We start from the raw sequence: 22,760 nt of genomic DNA, 5'->3' as shown, positions 1-22,760 counted from the left end.
GAGGGGTTAAGATGACACACCCTGTGTGGCACTGCCTTTTGGTAATTCTATTGCTGCTTTTTTCAGGGAAAACTTCCCTGTCCGGCACCAGCCAGTCATGGCCCATGTTCCGCCATGACCCACAACGTACGGGGCAGAGCCAGTACGCGGGAAGCAGGAAGGGAACCCTTAAGTGGTGTTTCAAGACGAAGGACGAGGTAAGTTCGTCACCCGTAATAGGGGCCGGCGGCACCATCTACTTTGGTTCGCTCGACGGCAATATATATGCTCTCACGCCGGAGGGTAAAGTAAAGTGGAGTTATTCCATGGATAACAAGATATATTCTTCCCCCGCCCTGGACAGTGACGGGAATGTATACGTCTGTTCGTGGGCAGGAAGGGTTGTTGCCCTGGACACTGAAGGCAGGCCCAGGTGGAAGATACAGATACACGGCAGGATCAGCTCCTCGCCGGTAATTTCAGAGACGGGCGGCGGTAAAGGTGACAAGGTCCTTTACGTAGGCTCCGATGATTATCGGCTATACGCAATCGGCGGGGACGGAAAGATGAGATGGGCCTTTAACACCAGGAAGTACGTAGATTCATCTCCCGCAATCGGACCTGACGGCACGGTTTATGTGGGCTCTAACGACCGCTTCCTTTATGCCATTGGTCCCGACGGTACACTGAAGTGGAGGTATGACACGTCAGGCACAGTAACCTCTACCCCGGCAGTTGGGAGTGACGGCACTATATATGTGGGTTCCAGCAGTCGCGCCCTGTATGCCCTGGGGGATGACGGCAAGCTCAAGTGGAGCTTTAAGGCTCCACACTGGATAGACTCTTCTCCCGCTATCGGTCCTCAGGGCGGCATTTACTTCGGCTCAAACGATGGCACACTGCTGGCGGTCAGCGGCGGGGGCGCCCCGATGTGGACGTACCGTACACGCGGCGATATTACGTCTTCGCCGGCGGTGGACAGGGAAGGCAACGTGTATTTTGGTTCGTGGGATGGAAACCTCTACGCCGTAGACAATGACGGGATGTTCTTGTGGAGACTGCATACAGACGGGCCGGTGCGTTCATCCCCTGCCATCGGAGACGACGGCACCATATACTTTGGCTCCGCCGACGGCGGGCTTTATGCAGTTGGAGAATAGCCCGATACCCCTTTGCGTAGTTTTTTGAACGTCTTTGCAGAGGTCTAACAATGATGATGATAATAGAAAAACACCACGGGATATCCAGGAGTTCCCTCCTCCCCTTCTGCCTGTTATTGATTCTTGTAATGACGTACGGCAGCCCGGTCGTTAGCGCCGCTGGAGAGGATTCCACAATACCCTGGCAGATGTTCAGAAATAATCCGCTCCACACCGGACAGAGTCCATATCCGGGCGCAAGGGCGGGCGTCCTTAAGTGGAAATTCCATACCTCAGGCAACGTGACGTCTTCTCCCGCGGTGGGCCCTGACGGCACAGTCTATGTGGGTTCTGAAGACGGCGTGCTCTATGCGGTTACCCCCGAAGGCAAGAAGAAGTGGGGTTTTCATACTGAGGCAGGAATCACCTCATCCCCCGCAATAGCCCCGGACGGGACAATATACGTGGGTTCCCGGGACAAGAGACTCTATGCCGTCAATAGGGACGGCTCCTTGAAGTGGGTCTTCGAGACGGGCGGGAGCATCTACTCTTCTCCTACCCTGACACCTGACGGAACGATATACATAGGTTCCAGTGACAATAAGCTCTACGTAATAAATGAGGACGGCTGGCCTAAATGGATCTACGCGGCGCCGAGCTCCATTAGCGCGAGTCCCGGTATCGGGCTGGATGGTTCCGTGTATTTCGGAACGAATGGCGGAGTAGTATTCGCCCTGGCCGCCGAGGGCACATTCAAGTGGAAGAAGAGGTTGGGGAGGTCCATATATGCATCGTACTCTTCTCCTGCCATTGCTCCGGACGAAAACGTGTTCATCGGCTCTGAGACCGGCCGCCTTTACGGGCTGAATACGGACGGCAAAATCGCCTTCCGGGCACAGGCGGGTAGAGAGATACATGCCTCGCCGGCCATCGACTCGGATGGCACCCTGTATTTTGGCTCCTACGACGGCAACTTTTACGTAATAACCAGGGACGGGCGCCTCAAATGGTCTTACAAGACCGGCGGTATAATCGAATCTTCCCCGGCCCTGGACGCGGACGGGAATGTCTACTTTGGTACGGGTGAATTGAGGGGGGCCAACGGGAGGGCTGGAAGACTGCTCGCCCTCGACCCTGACGGTAAGTTACTGTGGGCTTTTGAGACAGAGGATTGGATCGAGTCCTCTCCGGCAATCGGGCCGGGCGGCGTCATCTACGTCGGCTCTAACGACCATAACCTCTACGCCATCGGGCCTTCCTCTGCTAAATAGAGGTTGTTACTCTGTAGAGGCAATTTTTGCCTAAGCGAATCCGCCTCTGGCGGGCCTTCGGGTCTGTCCAGTTGCGGACAGGTTTAAAAATCTGTCCCTACATCAAAATAAACAACCATATCGAAAACTCGCCACGTTATTGAGCGAGAAGATCGTTGTCTACAAAATACCGGCCGGGTACGGCATCCGCCTCAGGCGGACTGTGCTCCATGACACTACTCTCCATTTTTCGCCAGCTCTCTAATCTTATCCATTATCTCGTCTGTCATCCTGCGCAGTGTTTCTTTGTCGGGTTTCTTGGCGGTGTCACATCTAATGGGTTTTCCATATTTGACGGTCACTCTCGTGAAACGCGGGAGGATTGCGCCCTTGGGCAAGGCCTCATATACCCCGTCTATATATATGGGCAACACAGGCGCGCGGCTTTTGCAAGACAGCATTGCCACGCCAGCGCTTCCTTGTCCAACCTTACCATCCACCTCTTCCCCCCATCCTTCGGGGAAGATACCCAGTACACTGTTATTTTTTAAGGCCTTCAACCCTGTAACCACAGCTTCCTTGTTGAAACCCCCGGTCTTTACAGGTATGGCCCGATGCATTCGATAAAACCACCACCCCCAGCTCTGGTAGTACTCGTCTTCAACCATGTAGATTATCCTTCGTGGGCAGGATACCTGCAGAACCCAGGGGTCTATTATGCTAAAGTGATTGGCGGCCAGGATGATGGGCCCCTCACTAGGTATATTCTGCCTGCCCTTTACATCAAGCCTGAAAAACAGCTTTAGCACAACCAGAGATATTAGTGCCAAAACCTTGTAAGAGACATACCCAAAAAAGTCGCAAATTGAGGCACCAACCCTCATAAACTGTGTCTTTAGTCCTCTTTTAGACCCTTCCGAAGGCATCTATCTCCACTCCCTGGTGAGCTTTAACACATCTAGTGAACCAGACAGACCTTAGAAATATTTTCAGGCATGAAACATCCACAACGGGACGCCACAAGAGCGTCACAAAAACATTATTGGCATTTACAGAAGTACTTTTAATTTCGGCAATTATAGCGCTCGCAATTCCACTCTTCAACTATTTTCTCAGCCGCCGAAAAGAGGGCTTGACAAAATTTCTTGGAAGCGTTACAAACTATGTTGAGGACAGTCTCGAAATGATTTAAGAATATATACTATTTTGGCTTGCAGAAGAGTCTAGCGTTCTTAGAGAGTGGGTCTGTCCACTCTTTTATTTTGCCCTTTTAGGAGGGGTATAAGTGGACAAAGAAGAACTTCTCAGATTGGTCGAAGCCCTGCACAGGGAAAAGGATATAGACAAAGAGATAGTATTCCAGGGCATAGAGTCTGCACTTATGTCTGCCGCCAGGAAGCACTTTGCCCACAGGGAAGACATCACCATAACAATAGACAGAACAACCGGAGAACTCATCGCCCAGGAAGGAGACAGGAGGATTGACCCCTCGGAACTGGGGCGAATAAGTGCCCAAACAGCCAAGCAGGTCATGATACAGAAGATAAGGGAGGCGGAAAGAGACGCCATCTACGAGGAGTTTGTAAAGAGAAAAGGCACTATCGTCACCGGTAACGTGCAGCGGTTCGACGGCCCTAACATCGTTGTACATCTGGGGAGGGTCGAGGCGCTGTTGCCCAAATCAGAGCAAATTGTAGACGAGGTCTACCACCAGGGTGACAGGGTGCGCGCAATGCTCCTTGATGTGAGAAAGGTCACGCAGAGGGTAAAGCTGGTACTGTCGAGAAGCCATCCCAGCTTCGTGAAAAAACTCTTCGAATTAGAGGTACCCGAGATATCAGAAAATGTAATCGAAATCAAGGCTATCGCGAGAGAGGCGGGATACAGGACCAAGATTGCCGTGCTGTCGCAAGACCCGCATGTGGACTGTGTAGGCGCGTGTGTCGGAGTTCGCGGCTCAAGGATTAAGAACATAGTTGACGAACTGGTCGGAGAGAAGATAGACATTATCCGATGGGATGAGGCCCCTGAGGCGCTAATACCCAATACCCTCAAACCGGCGGAGATTACCGGGATTATGCTGTCCCCGGAGACACGCCAGGCAACGGTAGTGGTGCCTAACGACCAGCTCTCACTGGCCATTGGGAAGCGAGGCCAAAATGTTCGGCTGGCCTCTAAACTCACGACCTGGGACATAGACATACTTACCGAAGAAGAATTGTCTCAGAAAGAGATCGAGACAGAGGGAAGCGAAACCACGGACCAAACGCCTTCCGAGAACGACAAGGAAGAACCTGCAGCCTCTGCTCCCGATGAAGAAGAATTGTCTAAGAAAGAGATAGAGACAGAGGGAAGCGAAACCACGGACCAAACGCCTTCCGAGAATGACAAGGAAGAACCTGCAGCCTCTGCTCCCGATGAAGAAAAATTGTCTAAGAAAGAGACCCAGACAAAGGGAAGCGAAACCACGGACCAAACGCCTTTCGGGAATGACAAGGAGGAACTTGCAGCCTCTACTCCCGATAATGAATAACGTGTAAAAACAGAGAAGGTGACGCGAGTTGGTTAAAAAAATCAGGATAAGTACACTGGCAAAAGAGATGGGTGTAAAAAGCGGCCCCATCATTGAAAAGTGCAAGGAACACGGGCTCAAGCATATTACACACCATGCCAACGCCATCAATGATAAAGAGGCCGCTCTTATACGCAGCTTTTTTAAACCTTCCGCCATTCCCGCTGAAAGGAAGGGAGCCAAAGAAACAACGACCCAAAAGGTGGCCAAGCCCAGGGAAGTCTCCCGGCCGGTAAAACAGAAGATTTCGCCAGGGAAAACCGCAATACCTAAGAAGGTGGAGGCAAAGACAGCCACGATAAAAGCCGTCACCCCTGCGGCCAGGGATAAAACCGGCACAGGTGAGAGCAAAACCGCCGCAGCCGGCATTATGAAGAAACTCATCCGCCCGCCTAAATATATCGAGGTGCGCAGGCGCCCTCCATTTAGGAGACACGGAAGGCCAGGATTTCGGGGCAGGCAAGGCCCGCCCAGGAGGGGGAGAGGGCCTTCCAGAGACGTCGTAAGTGCACCCAGAGTGATGGCTCAAGGACTCAAGGCCACTCTGGAACCGCCGGTCACGGTTAAAGAACTCTCTGCCACATTAGGTATAAAAGCAAGCAGCATCATCACAAAACTCCTGATGGAACACAACGTCCGTGCGACCATGAACCAAACACTGGATGACGACGTGGTCATGATACTGGGTATGGAGTACGGCGCTGATATAGAGCTGAAGAAACCGCCGGGGGCAGAACAAGCGATAGAAAAAGAGTTTGAAAGAATGCTCGGCAGCCCCGAGGACATGATACCCAGACCACCCATAGTTACCTTCATGGGACACGTTGACCACGGCAAGACCTCACTGCTCGACGCCATAAGAAAGGCCAACGTAGCAGGGGCAGAGGCAGGTGGCATCACTCAACACATAGGCGCCTACCGTGTGGATACCAACGGCCGGTCGGTGATATTTCTTGACACGCCGGGCCATGAGGCATTTACCGCGATGCGTGCCAGGGGTTCTCAAACCACCGATGTTACCGTGTTGGTAGTAGCCGCCGACGATGGTGTCATGCCGCAGACACAAGAGGCCATAAACCACGCGCTGGCGGCTAACGTACCCATCGTAGTAGCCATTAACAAGATAGACAAACCAGACGCCAACCCTATGATGGTGAAACAACAGCTGTCAAAACTCGACCTCTCACCGGAGGAATGGGGCGGAAAGACACAATTCGTAGAGACTTCCGCCACCAGCAACAAGGGGTTAGATGAACTACTTGAAAAGCTCCTGCTCGAGGCGGATATCCTCGAGCTTAAGGCGAACCCCAAGAACCCTGCCAGCGGCGTAGTCCTGGAAGCACAAGTGCATGAAGGCAGGGGCGTAGTGGCGAAAGTAATCGTCCAGGACGGCACCCTGCACCTGGGAGACGTAATGCTGTGCGGTCACGCATATGGAAGGGTCCGTGCCATGTACGATGACAAAGGAACTGCCATTGAACATGCGGGTCCCTCCCAACCGGTCTCCGTATCAGACCTCTCCGTAGTGCCGGATGTGGGAGCAAAGTTTTACGCCATTGACGACATTCAGAAGGCCAGGCAGGTAGCGATAAAAAGACAAGAAAACCTGCGTGAGGCAGGACTCCAGGCGCGTGAACACGTAACCCTGGAGAACCTCTATTCAAATATAGAACGCGGAAAGACTAAAGAACTCAAATTGATCCTCAAGGCAGACGTAATGGGTTCTGTAGAGGTCCTGAAAAATATGTTAGCAGAGCTTTCTACCGAGGAAATCAAGATTAGGATGCTCCACAGTGGCGTGGGAAGCATAACCGAGTCTGACGTCATCCTGGCGGATGCCTCTGACGCAATCATTATCGGGTTCCACACCACGCCCGAAGAGGGCGCCGCCAACCTTGCTGAAGCAGACGGTGTGGAGATCAGACTTTACCAGGTCATTTACGACGTTGCCAAAGACGTTAAATCTGCTATGGAAGGGCTCTTGGAGCCCGAGCAACGGGAAGTCGTATTGGGTAACGCTGAGATACAACAGATATTCAAGGTCTCTAAACTGGGTAACATTGCGGGCTGCATCGTCCGGAACGGCAAGATTACCAGGAACTCACTCATAAGGGTACAGAGAGACGGGAACGTGATCCACGAGGGTAAGCTCTCCTCCCTTAAGATTGTAAAGGATGACGTGAAAGAAGTGCGCCTGGGGCTGGAGTGTGGTATGAAGGTTGCTGGCTTTGATGACCTCAAGGTAGGTGACACCATAGAGGCATATGAAATCCAACAAATTGCCCGCACCCTTAGCTAGACACCAAATCCCGGGCCTCTTTCCCCTTAGTCCTGTTTCATGGTCGTTGGAATATTAAATATTAAGCTGATGATAAGGGATTCTCATTCACTTAAGGATAAGCGCCGCGTCATCAAGAGTCTGAAGGACAGGATACGGCAGAAATACAACGTCTCCCTGTCAGAGATTGGGGCCCAGAACAACCACAAACAATGTGTCCTGGCAGTAGCAATGGTTGGTAACGAGAGGCAATACGTTAACAGTGTGCTCTCAAGCCTGGTGAACTCCTTCAGGCAATTCCCCAGGGTGGAACTCATAGATTACAGCCTCGAATTAATATAGAATACTGTGCGTACAAGAAGGCTTGAAAAAATAGCTGAGGCATTAAAGCGTGAGATAAGCAAGGTTATCTTCTACGAGCTTAAGGACCCCAGGATAAATCTTGTTACCGTAACAAAGACGGAACCCTCGGACGACCTGCGCATGGCAAAGGTCTACGTATCCGTTATCGGCGATGAGACAAAAAAAAGGACTACCCTTAACGCCCTTAAGCACGCGCGAGGATACATCCAGTCCATTATAGGTAAACAACTCGAACTCCGGTACACACCGGTCCTTAGATTTCTCCTGGACGACTCGGCCGGAAAGAGCGTACACCTGTCCAAACTTATAGACGACACACTGCGCGGAGATAATACAGTATAATGCCTAAACTTATTCTAGGAATACCCAAAGGAAGTTTACAGCAGTCCACCTGCGAAATGATGGCGCGGGCCGGGTTCATAGTACGGACGAGCAGCAGGTCCTATTATCCCGCCATAAACGATGACGAGCTTCAGGGCAGGCTTGTCCGCCCCCAGGACATGTCTCGATACGTCGAAAAGGGTGTCATCGACGCAGGGCTGACCGGTGCCGACTGGGTCGCAGAAAACGACTCGAACGTGACGGTCGTAACAAACCTCGTCTATGCCAAACAACAGCTTACCAAGGTACGCTGGGTAGTCGCCGTGCCGGAAGACTCAGCCATTCAAACCCCAAACGACCTCAAAGGAAAACGGATTGCCACGGAGCTGGTCAACGTTACCAATAAATACCTGAAAGAGAGAGGAATAAGCGCGGAGGTGGAATTCTCTCACGGCGCTACCGAGGCAAAGGCCCCCTATCTTGTAGACGCCATCGTGGAGCTTACGGAGACGGGCTCCAGCTTAAGGGCAAATAAGCTGCGTATCGTCGATACCGTCATAGAATCTGCCACACAATTCATTATTAACAACGACTCATGGAAGGACCCCTGGAAGAGAGAAAAGGCAGAAAACCTCGCCATGCTCTTTTCCGGAGCCATTACAGCCCGGCAGAAGGTCGGACTGAAAATGAACGTCCCCAGTGACTGTCTGGAGGCGGTCCTTAAGAAGCTCCCGGCGATGAGAAACCCGACGGTCTCCAACCTTGCCGAGGGCTCGGGATACGCCGTAGAAACGATAACGGATGAAATCGTGGCACGAAGTATTATCCCTGAACTTAAAAGGGCCGGCGCAGAGGGAATAATAGAGTACCCCCTTAACAAGGTAATTCCATAAAAACAGGCGGTAACCAGCAGATATGATTAGGGCACTTACCCTCTTATTACTTGTTCTTTGCGGGTGTACAGCCCGGGAGCAACTCAAGGAAGGCAAGCCGGTAGTCTCAAAACCTGCCGAGAAGAAGGAGGTCTCGCTATCCGCCATGGCCAACTTCTGTGCAGGTTACTACGCCATGGCCGGGCAGGAGTGGAAACTGGCTGCAGAATTCTACGAAAGAGCCCTTGAGGGCAACCCAAAGTCACAAAGAATTCTCAGATACCTTATCGCCTGTTATGTGCAGTTGAACGAAGAAGACAAGGCGTTATCGTACATGGCGACACTCTCAGATATAAACAGAGAAGATTTCACCATTCACTATACCCTTGCCAACATCCATGAGAGCGAAGGCAGAATAGACGAGGCCATTACTGAATATGAACGTGCCGCCAGGAGTAACATAAAGCAGATAGACATGCCTTTGTTAGTCAACACCCTTTATCACCTGGCACATCTCTACTTCGCTAACAACGAGCCCGCCAAGGCCGTCACGTGTCTAAAAGACATTATAAAACTGGCCCCGCCCATCGATCTCAGCAGTTTTTACGCCGAGATGGGCATGGCATATATTGAATCTGAAGAATACGACAAGGCCAGAGAGGCGCTGGAGACATCAAAGAAACTAAACCCGGATTTACCGCAAACAAGGTTGTATCTGGCGATTGCGTATGATGAAACGGGGCAACTGGACACCGCCATCGTCGAAGCCAATAACTTCTTGCAGGCATTCCCCAACGCATGGCTTGCCCACGCCTTCCTGTCGGGGTTATACGCAAAGGCCGAGGACACTGAACAGTCAGACCTCCACCGTAAAAAGGCAATCGCGTTACTCCAGGTGCGGGTTGCTCAAGGTACCAGCAACATAAGAGAAGACATAACCCTGGCCAGACTGCTTGTCGCCGAAAACGAGAAAAACGCCGCTTTGAGGGTTGTCGAATTGGCGGCCAACAAGTCAAAGACCGATAAGGAATCTACTGAAGTACACTTCTTTCTCGCCAACCTGTACTACGAGGCCAACCGCCCGGAACAGGTTGAAAGAGAACTCAGAGAGGTGTTAAGTATAGATCCCAATTCCCACGAGGCCAGCAACTTTCTCGGTTACTTCTACGCGGAAAGAGGTGAAGACCTGGACGAAGCCCTGGGGCTTATAGAGAGCGCCCTTGAGACAGAACCTGAAAACGGCGCATACCTGGACAGTCTGGGATGGGTGTACTACAAACAGGCCACCGAGTCAGACAATGATGAGAGAATGGACCTTGCCATGGAAAAACTTATGGAAGCGGTAAAGGCGTCTCCGGACCCTGAGATATATAAACACATAGGAATAATATACTATGGCCTGGGCCGCTGGGAAATGGCTCGGAAGCAATGGGAAACCGCCCTCGAAGAGTTTCAAGACTACGAGGATGACCCGAACATGACATGGATAAAGAAGCAATTAGAAAGGCTTGATGCCTTACAACCACCTGAAAGCGAACTTTACCAGGAACAAACGATAACTCAATAACCAAAACCAGGATACGGAAATGTCCGGACACTCACACTGGGCAACTATAAAAAGAAAGAAAGGCGCTGCGGACGCCAAACGGGGCAAGACGTTCTCCAAGCTCGCAAGAAACATAACGGTCGCGGCGAAAACAGGCGGGGGAGACCTGAAACTCAACCTTAGACTTCAATACGCCATTGAGAAGGCCAAGGCGGCCAATATGCCCAAAGACAACATAGAAAGGGCCATTAAAAAGGGCGCCGGGGGGTCATCCGGTGAAGAACTTTTTGAATGCCTGTACGAGGGTTATGGCCCCGGTGGCGTGGCCGTCATGCTCGAGATTGTTACAGGCAATAAGAACCGTACTGCTTCGGAAATCAGAAAGATATTTGACATGTACGGCGGCAGTCTGGGGGTATCCGGCAGTGTATCCTGGATGTTTGAAAAGAGGGGCATGGTTGTTGTCAACAGCGAGAACGTGGATGAGGACAAACTCATGATGACAGCCCTGGAGGCAGGCGCAGAAGACGTCGTCAGGGTGGAGCATGTATACCAGGTAATATGCGCCCCGTCAGATTTTGAGAGTATAAGAACGACCCTGACCGAACAAGACATCCCTTTTGAGTCGGCAGAAATCAGCTGGGTCCCCAAGAGTCTTATAGAATTAGACGAAAAGGCAGGGAAAAAGGTAGTTAAGTTCATGGACGCCTTAGAGGACCATGACGACGTTCAAGACGTATATGCAAATTTCAACCTCCCCAAAGAGCTGCTCCTGGAGATGCAAGAGGAGCGCTAGCGCCCCTGAAGGAGGAATGATACCTCGAGGTGCCAAAGCTGAAAAAGAGAACCCCGCCACATACGTTTTCAACGGGAGATAAGTGACAGAGTTAAAGAAAATAGACCTCTCGGTGAGGGCCGAAAGGGCCTTTTTGATAGGCGTAGTATCCTCAAGAAGCAGGGGCTGCAACAAAGAATCTTTAGAGGAACTCGCGAGGCTTGCAAAAACTGCCGGGGCCTTTATTGTTGACGGAACGGTCCAGAAGAAAAGCAGGAAAGACCCTACATACTACATCGGTAAAGGCAAGGCGCTCGAACTGGCCTCACTCTGCAGGGACCGGAAAATCGACGTGGTCATATGTGACGACGACCTGGCACCCGCGCAGGTTAAAAACCTGGAAACGACCCTCAACGCCAAGGTCGTGGACAGAAGCGAGCTTATCCTGGACATATTCGCCCACCGCGCCAGAACCAGACAGGCCCAGATGCAGGTAGAACTGGCCCAGCTTGAATATACCCAGCCCAGGCTTAAACGAATGTGGACCCACCTTGACCGGTATGAAGGGGGGATAGGCACGCGGGGTCCCGGCGAAAAGCAGCTTGAAACTGACCGCCGTATCGTTTCCAAGAAAATACACGAACTCAAAAAGAAACTAAAGGAGATAGAAGGTCACAGGCGCCAGGAGGTGGCCTCCAGGAAGGAATGTTTTAAGGTCTCCCTGGTCGGCTACACCAATACCGGCAAGTCTACCTTGATGAACGCCCTGACAGAGGCGGCCGTACCGGTAGAGGACAAGCTGTTCTCTACCCTGGATACAAAGACGCGGCTGCTCCGGCTGGGTCATGGACGAGAGGCCCTGTTAAGCGACACAATCGGGTTTATCAAGAAATTACCGCATCACCTGGTGGCGTCGTTCCACGCCACCCTGGAAGAGGTGAGACAGGCAGACCTCCTGCTCCATGTCGTCGACGTAAGCTCGCCGTCGGTCCTTGAGCAGGTAGCGGCGGCAGACGAAGCACTGAGGGAACTGGAATCAGAGAAAAAGCCTACTATCCTCGTCCTCAACAAGACAGACATCATCTCGGACGACACCATCACCACCCTCTTCAGGGCGAAATACCCACATGCCATTTCCGTATCAGCATTAACGGGATGGGGACTTGACGAGCTGAGGGGAAAGATCGTGGAATTCATCGACGAGAAGTGCGTAGACCTTAAACTCACCTGCGGTACCGCAGACGGAAGGCTCTCGGCCTATCTATACGAGAAGGGCTGCGTCCTCAGCAAGCGGACAGTACACAACAAACTGCACTTCCACGTACTCATCGAAGAAAAATACATCCCAATAATCAAAAAACTCTCCAGCGGCGCGGAGGTATCATACCCTGAACGCGAGCCCCTGAAGCTGTAGCCCGTTCGTGCGTCCAGACACACCCTCTACTGCCTGCCGCCCGCGTCATCCCTCTCCCTTGACGGGGGAGTTTTTTGCCTCCACCCTCCCCCTTAAGGGGGGAGGGTGGGGTGGGGGTGAATAGATGGCTGACGGGCATCAACGAAGTAAACTTTGTTGTCTATTCCTGGCCGTTAGATTTTTTTGATAGACAACAACCTTCTTGCCCAATCCGCCTTGGGTGGAGGCGAGTCTTCGATATGGCCGTTGATTTTCGTCGTTGCCGGGAATCTTACTGTAGGGGCGGGGTGACCCCGCCCCTACCTGATTTATCTATTGTGCAGGGCTGAAGTCGCGCCTCAGGCGAATCTGCCTCTGGCATGACTTCGCTTCGCCTGCAATGACAAGCAACCAGGCTATTCTGGGGCGCAATGTCTCGTCTGGCGTGGAGACATGACGCTACATCCAGCACTAGGCATTCCTTAGCCGCCGCCTCCCGTCAACAAGCAACCACAGGGCCAGCAGGAATACCGGTATGCCTACAAGTTGCGAGACCGTCAGCCCGAACATAACTGGCGCGCTGTCATCCCTCAGCATCTCCCAGTAGAAGCGCATCGGCGCGTACAGGAGGGCCAGCAGCAAGGCAACCTCACCGTCCCGCCTCTTGTATTCATAAACGTTGCTCAAAATGAGGAACAACACAAAGGCCCCAAGCGCGGAGTATAGCTGGGTCGGATGAACCGGAAGTGCTGTAGTATCGGTAAGATTTACCCAACCCTCTTTAAGATGATGTAAGAATACGATACTGCCGTCAATGTTGCCGCTTGTATCCGTGATCTTTGGGAAATAAACCCTGAATATAAAATCGTCCGCCACCCTGTGGCCGTAACAGCATCCGTTCAGGAAGCATCCTATCCTGCCAAACACCAGTCCCAGTGCGAATCCAACAGCCCCTAAGTCCATACTCTTAAGCACTGGCACCCCCCGTCTCCTGCAAACTATCACCCATACTATAAAACCGGCAATCGCACCGCCATAAAGCGACAATCCCCCCCCTTGTATCATGGATGTTTCCAGCGGGGATCTTGCGTAGCCGGCAATCTGGTGCGTGACATGGAAGACTTTTGCGCCCAATATACCTGCCAGCAGGGCGAAGACACAAAGAACGCTCATATCGTCAGGGTCTACCCCCTCAAAGTTGGCCTTCCTCCGCGCTATGAATACGCCAACAGCAAAGGCAAACAGCATCATAAACCCGTACGAATATACAGGAACGGTTAAGTCAAGAAATGGGATAGGTATCTCGAGAAGCGTGGGACGCATGTTATTTTAAAAGATAAGCTGAATCCTTAATTTGTATAGTTACCGATTCATCACAAGTCGCAGCCCGGCATTTTTTGTCAGCCAGGCGCGGTATGACGCTATGCCCTGGCCTGTTGCCGCCTTCCGTAGACAAACACCCCCAGGGCCAGCACAAACGCCGGTATGCCTATAAGCTGTGAGACTGTAAGCCCGAATAGCACGGGCGCGCTGTCATCCCTCAGTGCCTCCCAGTAGAAGCGCATCGGTGCATAGAGTATGGCAAACAGCAAGAATATCTCGCCGTCTCGCTTCTTGTACTTGTAGAGGTTGCCTAGTATGAGAAATAACACGAAGGCGCCGAGTGCGGAGTAGAGTTGCGTGGGGTGGACAGCCCGTGAAATCGGATCGGCAAAACCTACCCAACCCTCCTCAAGGTGGTGTAAGAAGACAGGACTGCCGTTTACGTTGTCGGCGGCGTCTTTGGTCTTCCAGAAATATACCCTGAACAGAAAATCGTCCGATACCCTGTGCCCGTAGCAGCATCCGTTCAGGAAACAGCCTATCCTGCCAAACGCAAGTGCTATCGCGCCGCCAACGGCGATCATGTCCAGACATTTAAGAGGCGACAGCCCACGCCTTCTGCAGAACATAACCGCAACAATAACACCGCCAACCACGCCCCCATAAAAGGACAAACCCCCTTTATGTATCAATAATATGTCCAGAGGGTGTCTTGCATAGTCAGCAATGTGGTGTGTAACGTAAAGCGCTCTCGCACCCACTATGCTCGCCAACAGGGTATAAATCCCCAGATCAGTTATCTGGTGTGGGTCTATTCCCTCGTAGCTTGCCTTTCTCCTCGCGACCAGCACGGCGAAGAGAAAACCTATCATCATCATGAACCCGTACGAATATATCGGTATACTGATGTCTAGGAACGGGATGGGGATCTCAAGAAGCGTTCGTCGCATGTCGTTTTATAGAGAAAGACCCGGCGGGTTCGGTAAGCGAGCCGTTATCCACCGGAGTAAACGGCCTTTAGCGGCCTGTTGGCCTCATCAACCAGCACTATCTTCGGCTTCCAGTTTTTTGCCTTAACGTCTTCAACCTGACAGTAAGAGATTATAATGACCTTGTCACCGGGATGCGCCCAGCGTGCAGCGGCGCCGTTCAGGCAGATTGTGCCTGAGTCCCTTTCTCCCTCTATGGCGTAGGTCTCTATCCTCTGTCCGTTGTTCAGGTTCAGCACATGCACCTTCTCATACTCTAAGATGTCGCTGGCCTCAAGCAGCGCGGCGTCTATGGTTATACTCCCATGGTAATGGAGATTGGCGTCCGTCACCGTTGCCGGCTGAATCTTTGACTTACACATTTCTCGATACATCTTGATCGTCCTTATACAGTCTGTGCTTTATGTAAAACTGACTCCTGCCCGGCGCCTGCGCCCAGGGTCATATTGTCTATCAACCTGGTACCGCCCACCCACGCGGCAACGGCCGCAACCACTCCGGCCCGCGTTCCGGCGACCTCTTCAAGTGTCTCCGGGTCAACTATAGATATATAATCTATCCTGGATATACCGGCACTGTTCATGATATCACGCATCTCCCGGACAAAGACCTTCACGTCCCTCTCACCGGAGGCAAAAAGTCCTGCCGCCCTTTCGAGCGCCCTGTGGATGGATGCGGCCATCCGCCTCTCCTCACCGGTTAGATGCCGGTTGCGGGAACTTACGGCAAGGCCGTCGGCATCACGCACCGTGGGCAATGTCACAATATCTATGTCCATCCCAAGACCTTTCACCATCTTCTTTATAACGGCCGCCTGCTGAAGGTCCTTTTGGCCGAAGTAGGCCCTGTCGGGGCTTACTATGTCAAACAGCCTGCTCACGACAGTGGTCACCCCGCGAAAATGACCCGGCCGCACGTCACCACAGAGACCCCTGGTCAGGCTGCCGTTCACCTCAACAATCGAGGCCATAAAACCCTCCGGATACATCTCTATTTCGTCGGGCGCAAAAACGACGTCTACCCCTTCCCCGGAAGCCATCTCAAGGTCACTTTCAAACTGCCTGGGATAGCTCTGAAAATCCTTTCGCCGGTCGAACTGGATGGGGTTCACAAATATACTCAACACTACGGCGTCGTTATCGGCCCCGGCCCTTCTTATAAGGCTCAGATGTCCCTCGTGCAGGGCCCCCATAGTGGGCACAAACCCGATGGACCGTCCCCGGGCCTTTAGAATCCCCGCACGGGCCTTCATATCTTCTGTTTTTTTAATAACTTCTGCCATATCCCCACCGTAACGTTCCTTTAATACGAAATGTTATCAACTCACCAAATCTTTGTCAATTCAAATTGCACCGGACGATGTATCTTACATGGAAACACGTAGACAGGCAACAAAACGTTAGCGAGGGTTTCTCCTTGCCTGTCTTCTATTGTATTGAACCTTTCATATGAAAATGTTACTTTACGACAACCAGGATAAAGAGTCCCTGTCGGGCTGAGGCAGGGTTTAAAGATATGGGGGGACAATCAGGAATATGACCTGTCAAAGACGGTTTCACTCTGGAGGAAGATTTCCCCCGGAAAATCAAACGTTTACATTGTACGCTGTGTTCCGCATCCTATTTTTTGCGTTTATCTTCACCACGCTCACTCTCTCTTGCTCCAGAGGAACTCCGTCTGACCTGACAACCGCTCCTGTCTCAGCTGGCTCGGCCGGGTGGGCCGCCACGTATGGTGGAGCTGATTCGGATGATTTGGCCTATTCAATCAAGCAGACCGATGACGGGGGATACATTCTAGCCGGCAAGATAGCCTACCCAAGTGCCGGGGGTAAGATAACAATCGAGTTTTTGGTCTTGAAGCTGAGTCCTGATGGGAGTGTGGAGTGGCAGAAGACTTATGGGGGAAAATACTCGGAACAGGCCCGCTCCATCCAGCAGACAATAGACGGGGGATACATTGTAGCCGGTGCGACATGGTCCTTCGGTATCAGGCCTCAAGAACTTTGGGTCCTAAAACTAGGTGCTGACGGCAACGTCGAGTGGCAGAAGACTTATGGGGGGTATTACGGTGATGCGGCCTACTCCATCCAGCAGACCGGTGACGGGGGGTATATTGTGGCTGGCGGGACAATGTCCTTCGGCCAAATAGAGATGGACTCTTGGGTCTTGAAGCTCGGTCCTGACGGTACTGTAGAGTGGCAGAAGACCTATGGGGGTGAAGGTTCAGACCTGGCCGACTCCGTCCGTCAGACCAATGACGGTGGGTACATAGTAGCCGGCCGTACAGAGTCCTTTGGCGCAGGACAAGGAGATCTTTGGGTCTTGAAACTAAAGCCCAATGGTGTCATAGAGTGGCAGAAGACCTATGGGGGTGAAGACCCGGACAAGGCCGGCTCCATCCATCAAACCGATGACGGCGGGTATATAGTGGCCGGTGAGACCAAGTCCTTTGGCGCAGGACAAAGAGACCTTTGGGTCTTGAAACTAAAGCCCAATGGCACCATAGAGTGGCAGAAGACCTATGGTGGGGAAAGTTGGGATACGGCCCTTTCCATCCAACAGACCACTGACGGGGGGTACATAGTGGCCGGTGAGACACGGTCTTTTGGTACCGAGAGCATTGACGCATGGGTCTTGAAGCTGAGTCCGGAGGGGACCGTGGAGTGGCAGAAGTCCTGTGGGGGAGCTCATTGGGATTGGGCATGCTCCATCCAGCAGACCAATGACGGTGGATACGTAATGACTGGCGGGACAATGTCCGTCGGTGCCGGTGTTGAAGATATTCCTGACATTTGGGTCTTAAAGCTCAGGCCTGACGGCTCTATAGGCCCCTCCTGTGACCTTATCAGGAATACCGACGTCTCCGGGAGAGACAGTAATGCCATCGTCAAGGCCAGTAGTGCGGCCGTCAATGATACTGACGCAGAGCCACAGGACTCTTCGGCAACGGTTCAGGATACAGACGTCTCGGTAAACGTCTTGTGTTCTTCAGCTACGGTTGAGTGAACCTCGGAGGAGAGACTGGACAAAAGTTACTCCTTTACGCAGGCTTCCATATAACACCGGAACATAGTGTTGAAATCCGCTTCGCCTCAATACGGGAGTGTCACACCAGTACAAGCGTGCAGCCCGGCATAGCCTGCCCGTTTAATAGTTCTCCCTTGGCTCTATATGGCCTAAAATGCCTCTTGACGAACGGACTGTAGAGCCCTTGTCTTTGTAGAATGTGTTAATACTAAGCATGCCCATGGCAGGGGATAGGACTGGAATAAGCTCCCACAATTTTGGGTTTGGATTTCGTTCTTCATCAGGGTTGATAAAACAGACTTTGTCGTTCCTGCCTACACGGTTACCGGTGCGAAAGTTCCATTTGTGGATTGTGCCTTCTGCACGGGAGTAGATTGGCACAAATTTTATTTCCAACCTCTTGCTTTCTTCTCCCAGGCTGGCGATGAATGATTTCAAAAAGTCTTCCATACGCTCTAATTTCTCAAGGATTATTTCGCTCTCTCTTTCTTCCAACTGCATCACTCTTTCTCCCGGCTACCGCCGCTTCGGCGGATTTCAAAAGGTCTAAGTATAAAAAACAGATATTATCCCCGCCCATTACCTATCTATCCTGGAATTTACCACCTTATCCAAAAATGTAAATGGCTGGATTCAACGTGATTTAACATGCAAGCCAAAAAATTAGCCATTCCGGGGGGATAACGAAGGCTAATCTTCTTTGAGGAGGTAAAGAGAGGCCCTAAAACCGTTGCCTGATGTCCACACACGCCGCAAATAACACGTCCCCGCCAGTCTGGAATAAAACCTCCGTAAAACACCCGATAATTTGCCGTTGCATTCACAAGTCTTTACTGATAGAATTTTTTTATCGGCCTTCAGCCATGCGGACGTGCCGGCATGAAGGCCTTTGGCTGTATAGAGTACATTTGTCAGTGTGCGACCGATGTTTCCAGCCATTCCAAGGTTATCATTCACAGATAGATAGAGAGATTTTTCTGGCCTTTTACAGCGCTGCGGAGTAGTAAAAGAGATGGAACAGGTACTTACCACCGAGAGCACCCTCCTCACCATGGAACTGAGGATATTCTTTGTAGTCATAACGCTTTACGTGCTGAGCTGCCTGCTGCATATAGCCCAGTTCGGCGTCAGCGTATTCTACAAAAATTTCAGCATCGGCAGGATGGCCACCAGCCTTCTCTACCTGGCCGTCCTTGGCCACACCCTGCTCATACTCATACGATGGGTCGAACAGGGCAAACCACCTGTACAAAACAAATACGAGTGCCTGTCCTGGTTCGCCTGGTGCAACACCATCACCTATCTTTACATAAGACGCAGGTGGCAAGAACTTTCGATGCCGGGCATATTCGTAACAATACTCTCGATAGCCGCCCTATTCCTGGCCATAAACAAATACAACCCCGTAATAACGCCTCTACCGCCCGCGCTTCAGAGCCCCTGGTACTTCTGGCACGTCCTTATCGCCTTTGGCGCATATGCCGTGTTCGTGGTGGGCTGCTCGGTAGAACTTTCGTATGTCATTATAAAGCGCCTAAGCTCTGAGAAAAGGTCGTGGGAGAATTTCGGGCTGCCCACGCGGGACGTGCCGAGGTTTCACGGGCTGTCCTACAAGCTGATACTCCTGGGGTTCCCGCTCCTTACCTTCGGCATAATCTCCGGCGCGGCCTGGGCCGGCGCCGCCTGGGGGAGATACTGGTCATGGGACCCGTTTGAGATACTGTCGCTTATCACCTGGACGGCCTTCGGGATGTATCTGCATGCCATGTCTATACCGAAATGGCGCGAGGGCTGGGGCTCCGCCTTTTGTCTGATGGGTTTTGTCTCCATGCTTATTACCTTCATGGGTTCAGGGTTTCTGACCCGGCTCTTCGGGCTTTACAGTATGCACGCCTATTAGGGGTCTGCCAGACTATCCTGTTTAAGCCTGTCACTCTGCAATAAAGGCTCAATTAACACACTTATGGTTACAAAAATCCTTGAATATCTTTATGGTGTACTGACGTCTACAAAGACCACCGTCGTGCTCTTTGGTATGCTGATGCTGTTTTTCTTTGTGGGTAACGTCCTCCCCTACGGCGGGGATTATGAGCAGATAAAGGTCACCGGCGTTGTCCGTCAGATTATCGTAACCTTTGACCTTTTAAACGTATATTCAGGACCCTGGTTTCTCACCACGGTAGGGCTCTTCTTCCTCAGCCTCGGTCTGTGCACCTACAAGCGTCTGAAATGGATGATGAGGACAAGGCGGCCCGCCCAACTGGCGCCCACCACCTTAGCCGCCCACAGGAACGCCCTTGACCTGGAACTGCCCTGCTCGCCAGAAGAGACCTCCACAAAGGTCGAAACCTTCTTCCGTCATCGCATGTTTCTCAAGAAACCCTCCACTATCCGCGGTGAAGACGTATACTCCGGAGGGGTCTGCGAACAGGGGTTTATCCACTACATCTGGCTCTCCCTCGCCTTTCACGTCTCAGTGCTTCTGACAATCATCGGGGCTGTCATAACCTTTCTTTTCGCCTTTGAAAGCGAGTTGACCATCTTTCCCGGTGCACCCGTTAAAGTAGCCACGGTCTCCACCGACACCTGGTGGAACGAATGGTATGGAGGGGGAGAGGACTTTATCATATCCGAGGACGAAAAGTTTGAGCTCGGCCTCAAAGAATTTTCTATACAATACGTCCAGAGGCCGTCTGCCACGGGTTTCCCCAGAAGGGGACTTATACCCAGACTCAAGAAGGTCTACAGTCCCGGGGGACTGTCCATTGTCAACAAGGAAGGCCGGTACTTCCCGATAGAATACTCAAGTCATTTAGTCATATCTGAACATGGTGTACCCGTACAGGAGCCGCTTATCAAGGTAAACACGCCACTGCATTACAGGGGACTGGTCTTATACCAGAGTGCATATGACTACAAGTTTGACCTCTACGCCGGCGATGAAAAAATAGAAGAGCAGGGGGATGATGAGGGCAAATACACCATTCCCGGTATAGAAGGTGAGTTTGAGACTATGCAGGTCATTGCCGGTAGTCTGTACCTCAACGACGGGAGCAAGTGTTTACTTGAACCTTTTGTCAAGTTTGCATACACGCCGACCGAGCCGGAACAAGAGGAAGGTGAGACAAAAGAGGAGAAACCCATGCCGGAAGTCTTTAAGCTCATACAGGGCAGAGGCGTGGACGTAAAGGGCACGAGACTTAGAATTGAAAACATCCGTGCGGGAACCGTGCTCAGCTACCGCCACGACCCGGGCGTCCCCTTACTCTGGATAGCGGTCCCCGTACTCTTCTTTGCGATGTTGTTCCGCGCGTGGGGCAGGTGGTGCCGGGCCAGCTACGTCGTGGAAAAGAGGCCGACAGGCAGCCGGCTCCTGGTACACCTGCAAATGTTCGGGGTCTGGGGAGGCGAAGAAGCTATGCTTGAGAGGCTGAAAAGCCACTTGTCGCAGGGCACACTATGACAAACACAAGACCAAAGACAATTTGCGCCATTTGCATATTGCCCGGTATAGTATATTTTGCTAAAATGAACTTTTGACCTGAGGAAAGACAGATGAAGGAAAATATTCATCCAGAGTACATAGAGACAACCGTACTCTGTGGCTGCGGCGAAACGTTTAAGACCCGCTCTACGAAGCCCAAAATAGTGGTAGAGATCTGCTCCAAATGCCATCCCTTTTACACCGGTAAACAGAAGCTGGTAGACACCACGGGCAAGGTGGAGAGGTTCAAGCGCAGGTATAAAATAAAGGAGAAGGCCGAGGCAGCCCCGGAGGCCGCGGAAACAGGCAAAGCAGAAGCAACATAAATAAAGACCGAACATCATGTACGAAGTATTACTGCAAAAATTAAGCTCCATGCACGACAGGTTTAAGCACCTGGAGGAACTGGTGTCAGACCCGGCCGTCATGTCGAATCCGGCTAAATACAGCGCCTACATGAAGGAGCGCGGGAGCCTCTCCAGGATAGTTGGAAAGTACGTCCAGTGGCAGGAGACCCTCAAACGTAAAGAAGAGGCCGGAAAGGTCCTGTCCGAAAACGCAGGCGACGCAGAGCTGAAGCTCCTGGCTGAAGACGAGCTAAAAACGCTTGAAACGGAGGAAGAAAGGCTGGTTGAGGAGATAAAGAAACTTCTTCTTTCTCAGGAGAGTACCAGCCACAAGGGGGTGATAGTGGAGGTCCGCGCCGGCACCGGCGGTGACGAGGCCGCACTGTTCGCCGCGGACCTGTTCAAAATGTACTCCAGATACGCCGAGGTCTCCGGCTGGAAGGTAGAGGTGTTTGACAGCAGTCCCACTGATTTAGGCGGTTTCAAAGAAATAATTTTTTCAGTAACCGGTCCGGGGGTTTACCAGAAGCTGCGCCACGAGAGCGGGACACATCGCGTCCAGAGGGTGCCCACAACAGAGACACAGGGAAGGGTTCACACATCTGCGGCCACGGTGGCCGTATTGCCCGAGGTAGAGGACGTGGAGATAAACATAGACCCGAAAGACCTGAAGGTTGAGACCATGAGGTCGTCCGGGCCCGGCGGCCAGAAGGTAAACAAGACCAGCTCTGCCGTCAGGATGACCCATATCCCCACGGGCATAACCGTCAGATGCCAGGACGAAAAGTCCCAGCATAAGAACAGGGCAAAGGCCCTCCGCATCCTGAGAAGCCGTCTCCACGAGCACACCGAGGAACAACAGAGGTCCGCCAGGGAACAGACCCGCCGGGTGCAGATAGGTACCGGCGACAGGAGCGAAAAGATAAGGACCTATAATTATCCCCAGAACAGGGTCACTGACCACAGGATAAATTTCACGCTCTACGACCTTGAGAACGTGATGCTCGGCCAGATGGGCGAACTTGTAGAGAAACTCCTGGCGTACGAAAAGGAGGAACAGCTAAGGCAGTTGGCAACCACCATATAAACTCCGGCAAGTA

Annotated in this window: 21 protein-coding genes; 15 read left to right on the top strand and 6 right to left on the bottom strand. The window is 52.1% G+C overall.

The genetic code is table 11. From position 1 onward, the window contains the following. Positions 1-11: 11 nt before the first annotated feature. On the top strand, positions 12-1,139 hold the full coding sequence (locus NOU37_02980) for a PQQ-binding-like beta-propeller repeat protein (protein MCQ4574199.1): 1,128 nt from the start codon (positions 12-14) through the stop codon (positions 1,137-1,139). A 50-nt stretch (positions 1,140-1,189) separates the two neighbouring features. Beyond that, on the top strand, positions 1,190-2,389 hold the full coding sequence (locus tag NOU37_02975) for a PQQ-binding-like beta-propeller repeat protein (GenBank protein MCQ4574198.1): 1,200 nt from the start codon (positions 1,190-1,192) through the stop codon (positions 2,387-2,389). Between the two features lie 215 nt (positions 2,390-2,604). On the opposite strand, the gene NOU37_02970 is transcribed toward NOU37_02975, so the two are convergent. Beyond that, positions 2,605-3,198: a 1-acyl-sn-glycerol-3-phosphate acyltransferase gene (locus NOU37_02970; GenBank protein MCQ4574197.1), complete on the bottom strand. Its 594-nt coding sequence runs from the start codon at positions 3,196-3,198 to the stop codon at positions 2,605-2,607. Between the two features lie 455 nt (positions 3,199-3,653). Here NOU37_02970 and nusA point away from each other — a divergent pair, with 455 nt between their 5' ends. The 8 genes from nusA (at position 3,654) to hflX (ending at position 12,509) form a co-directional block, all read left to right on the top strand. Next, positions 3,654-4,901 (top strand): transcription termination factor NusA, encoded by a 1,248-nt coding sequence (nusA, locus tag NOU37_02965; protein MCQ4574196.1) that lies wholly within the window; start codon positions 3,654-3,656, stop codon positions 4,899-4,901. 28 nt (positions 4,902-4,929) lie between these two features. Further along, positions 4,930-7,239, top strand: a complete 2,310-nt coding sequence (gene infB, locus NOU37_02960) for a translation initiation factor IF-2 (protein MCQ4574195.1) — start codon at positions 4,930-4,932, stop codon at positions 7,237-7,239. 39 nt (positions 7,240-7,278) lie between these two features. Then, positions 7,279-7,560 (top strand): DUF503 domain-containing protein, encoded by a 282-nt coding sequence (locus tag NOU37_02955; protein ID MCQ4574194.1) that lies wholly within the window; start codon positions 7,279-7,281, stop codon positions 7,558-7,560. 6 nt (positions 7,561-7,566) lie between these two features. After that, complete coding sequence (gene rbfA, locus NOU37_02950) at positions 7,567-7,923, top strand: 30S ribosome-binding factor RbfA (GenBank protein ID MCQ4574193.1); 357 nt, start codon at positions 7,567-7,569, stop codon at positions 7,921-7,923. Continuing rightward, complete coding sequence (gene hisG, locus NOU37_02945; GenBank protein ID MCQ4574192.1) at positions 7,923-8,795, top strand: ATP phosphoribosyltransferase; 873 nt, start codon at positions 7,923-7,925, stop codon at positions 8,793-8,795. Before rbfA ends, hisG begins: the two co-directional genes overlap by 1 nt. A gap of 22 nt (positions 8,796-8,817) precedes the next feature. Next, entirely contained in the window at positions 8,818-10,341 is a 1,524-nt protein-coding gene (locus NOU37_02940; protein ID MCQ4574191.1) for a tetratricopeptide repeat protein, read from the top strand. A gap of 19 nt (positions 10,342-10,360) precedes the next feature. After that, positions 10,361-11,116, top strand: a complete 756-nt coding sequence (locus NOU37_02935) for a YebC/PmpR family DNA-binding transcriptional regulator (protein MCQ4574190.1) — start codon at positions 10,361-10,363, stop codon at positions 11,114-11,116. 82 nt (positions 11,117-11,198) lie between these two features. Further along, complete coding sequence (hflX, locus tag NOU37_02930; GenBank protein ID MCQ4574189.1) at positions 11,199-12,509, top strand: GTPase HflX; 1,311 nt, start codon at positions 11,199-11,201, stop codon at positions 12,507-12,509. A 450-nt stretch (positions 12,510-12,959) separates the two neighbouring features. Here hflX and lgt (NOU37_02925) read toward each other — a convergent pair whose 3' ends face one another. The 4 genes from lgt (NOU37_02925) to panC form a co-directional block, all read right to left on the bottom strand. Beyond that, entirely contained in the window at positions 12,960-13,811 is an 852-nt protein-coding gene (gene lgt, locus NOU37_02925) for a prolipoprotein diacylglyceryl transferase (GenBank protein MCQ4574188.1), read from the bottom strand. A gap of 98 nt (positions 13,812-13,909) precedes the next feature. Then, positions 13,910-14,761 carry a prolipoprotein diacylglyceryl transferase gene (lgt, locus tag NOU37_02920; GenBank protein MCQ4574187.1) on the bottom strand — a complete coding sequence of 284 codons (852 nt, stop codon included), beginning with the start codon at positions 14,759-14,761 and terminating at the stop codon, positions 13,910-13,912. A gap of 44 nt (positions 14,762-14,805) precedes the next feature. Beyond that, positions 14,806-15,174, bottom strand: coding sequence for an aspartate 1-decarboxylase (locus tag NOU37_02915; GenBank protein ID MCQ4574186.1), 369 nt, complete (start codon positions 15,172-15,174; stop codon positions 14,806-14,808). A gap of 11 nt (positions 15,175-15,185) precedes the next feature. After that, a complete protein-coding gene (gene panC, locus NOU37_02910; GenBank protein MCQ4574185.1) occupies positions 15,186-16,082 on the bottom strand; it encodes a pantoate--beta-alanine ligase in 897 nt (298 codons plus the stop codon). Between the two features lie 472 nt (positions 16,083-16,554). Here panC and NOU37_02905 point away from each other — a divergent pair, with 472 nt between their 5' ends. Then, on the top strand, positions 16,555-17,808 hold the full coding sequence (locus tag NOU37_02905) for a hypothetical protein (GenBank protein ID MCQ4574184.1): 1,254 nt from the start codon (positions 16,555-16,557) through the stop codon (positions 17,806-17,808). A gap of 141 nt (positions 17,809-17,949) precedes the next feature. Here NOU37_02905 and NOU37_02900 read toward each other — a convergent pair whose 3' ends face one another. After that, positions 17,950-18,330, bottom strand: coding sequence for a hypothetical protein (locus NOU37_02900; protein ID MCQ4574183.1), 381 nt, complete (start codon positions 18,328-18,330; stop codon positions 17,950-17,952). 511 nt (positions 18,331-18,841) lie between these two features. Between NOU37_02900 and ccsA the strand changes: the two genes are divergently transcribed. From ccsA to prfA, 4 genes are all read left to right on the top strand, one after another. Beyond that, a complete protein-coding gene (gene ccsA, locus NOU37_02895; protein ID MCQ4574182.1) occupies positions 18,842-19,729 on the top strand; it encodes a cytochrome c biogenesis protein CcsA in 888 nt (295 codons plus the stop codon). Between the two features lie 63 nt (positions 19,730-19,792). Continuing rightward, the gene (locus NOU37_02890) at positions 19,793-21,292 is read left to right on the top strand and encodes a cytochrome c biogenesis protein ResB (GenBank protein ID MCQ4574181.1); all 1,500 of its coding nucleotides are present in this window, start codon (positions 19,793-19,795) and stop codon (positions 21,290-21,292) included. 92 nt (positions 21,293-21,384) lie between these two features. Next, positions 21,385-21,639 (top strand): 50S ribosomal protein L31, encoded by a 255-nt coding sequence (rpmE, locus tag NOU37_02885; protein MCQ4574180.1) that lies wholly within the window; start codon positions 21,385-21,387, stop codon positions 21,637-21,639. Positions 21,640-21,655: 16 nt separating this feature from the next. Next, on the top strand, positions 21,656-22,747 hold the full coding sequence (prfA, locus tag NOU37_02880) for a peptide chain release factor 1 (protein ID MCQ4574179.1): 1,092 nt from the start codon (positions 21,656-21,658) through the stop codon (positions 22,745-22,747). Positions 22,748-22,760 lie beyond the last annotated feature (13 nt).

This window comes from Candidatus Bathyanammoxibius amoris (assembly GCA_024451685.1).
Taxonomy (GTDB): domain Bacteria; phylum Planctomycetota; class Brocadiia; order Brocadiales; family Bathyanammoxibiaceae; genus Bathyanammoxibius; species Bathyanammoxibius amoris.
The sequence above is the reverse complement of the archived record's forward strand: the minus strand, read 5'-3'. Positions and strand labels throughout refer to the sequence as shown.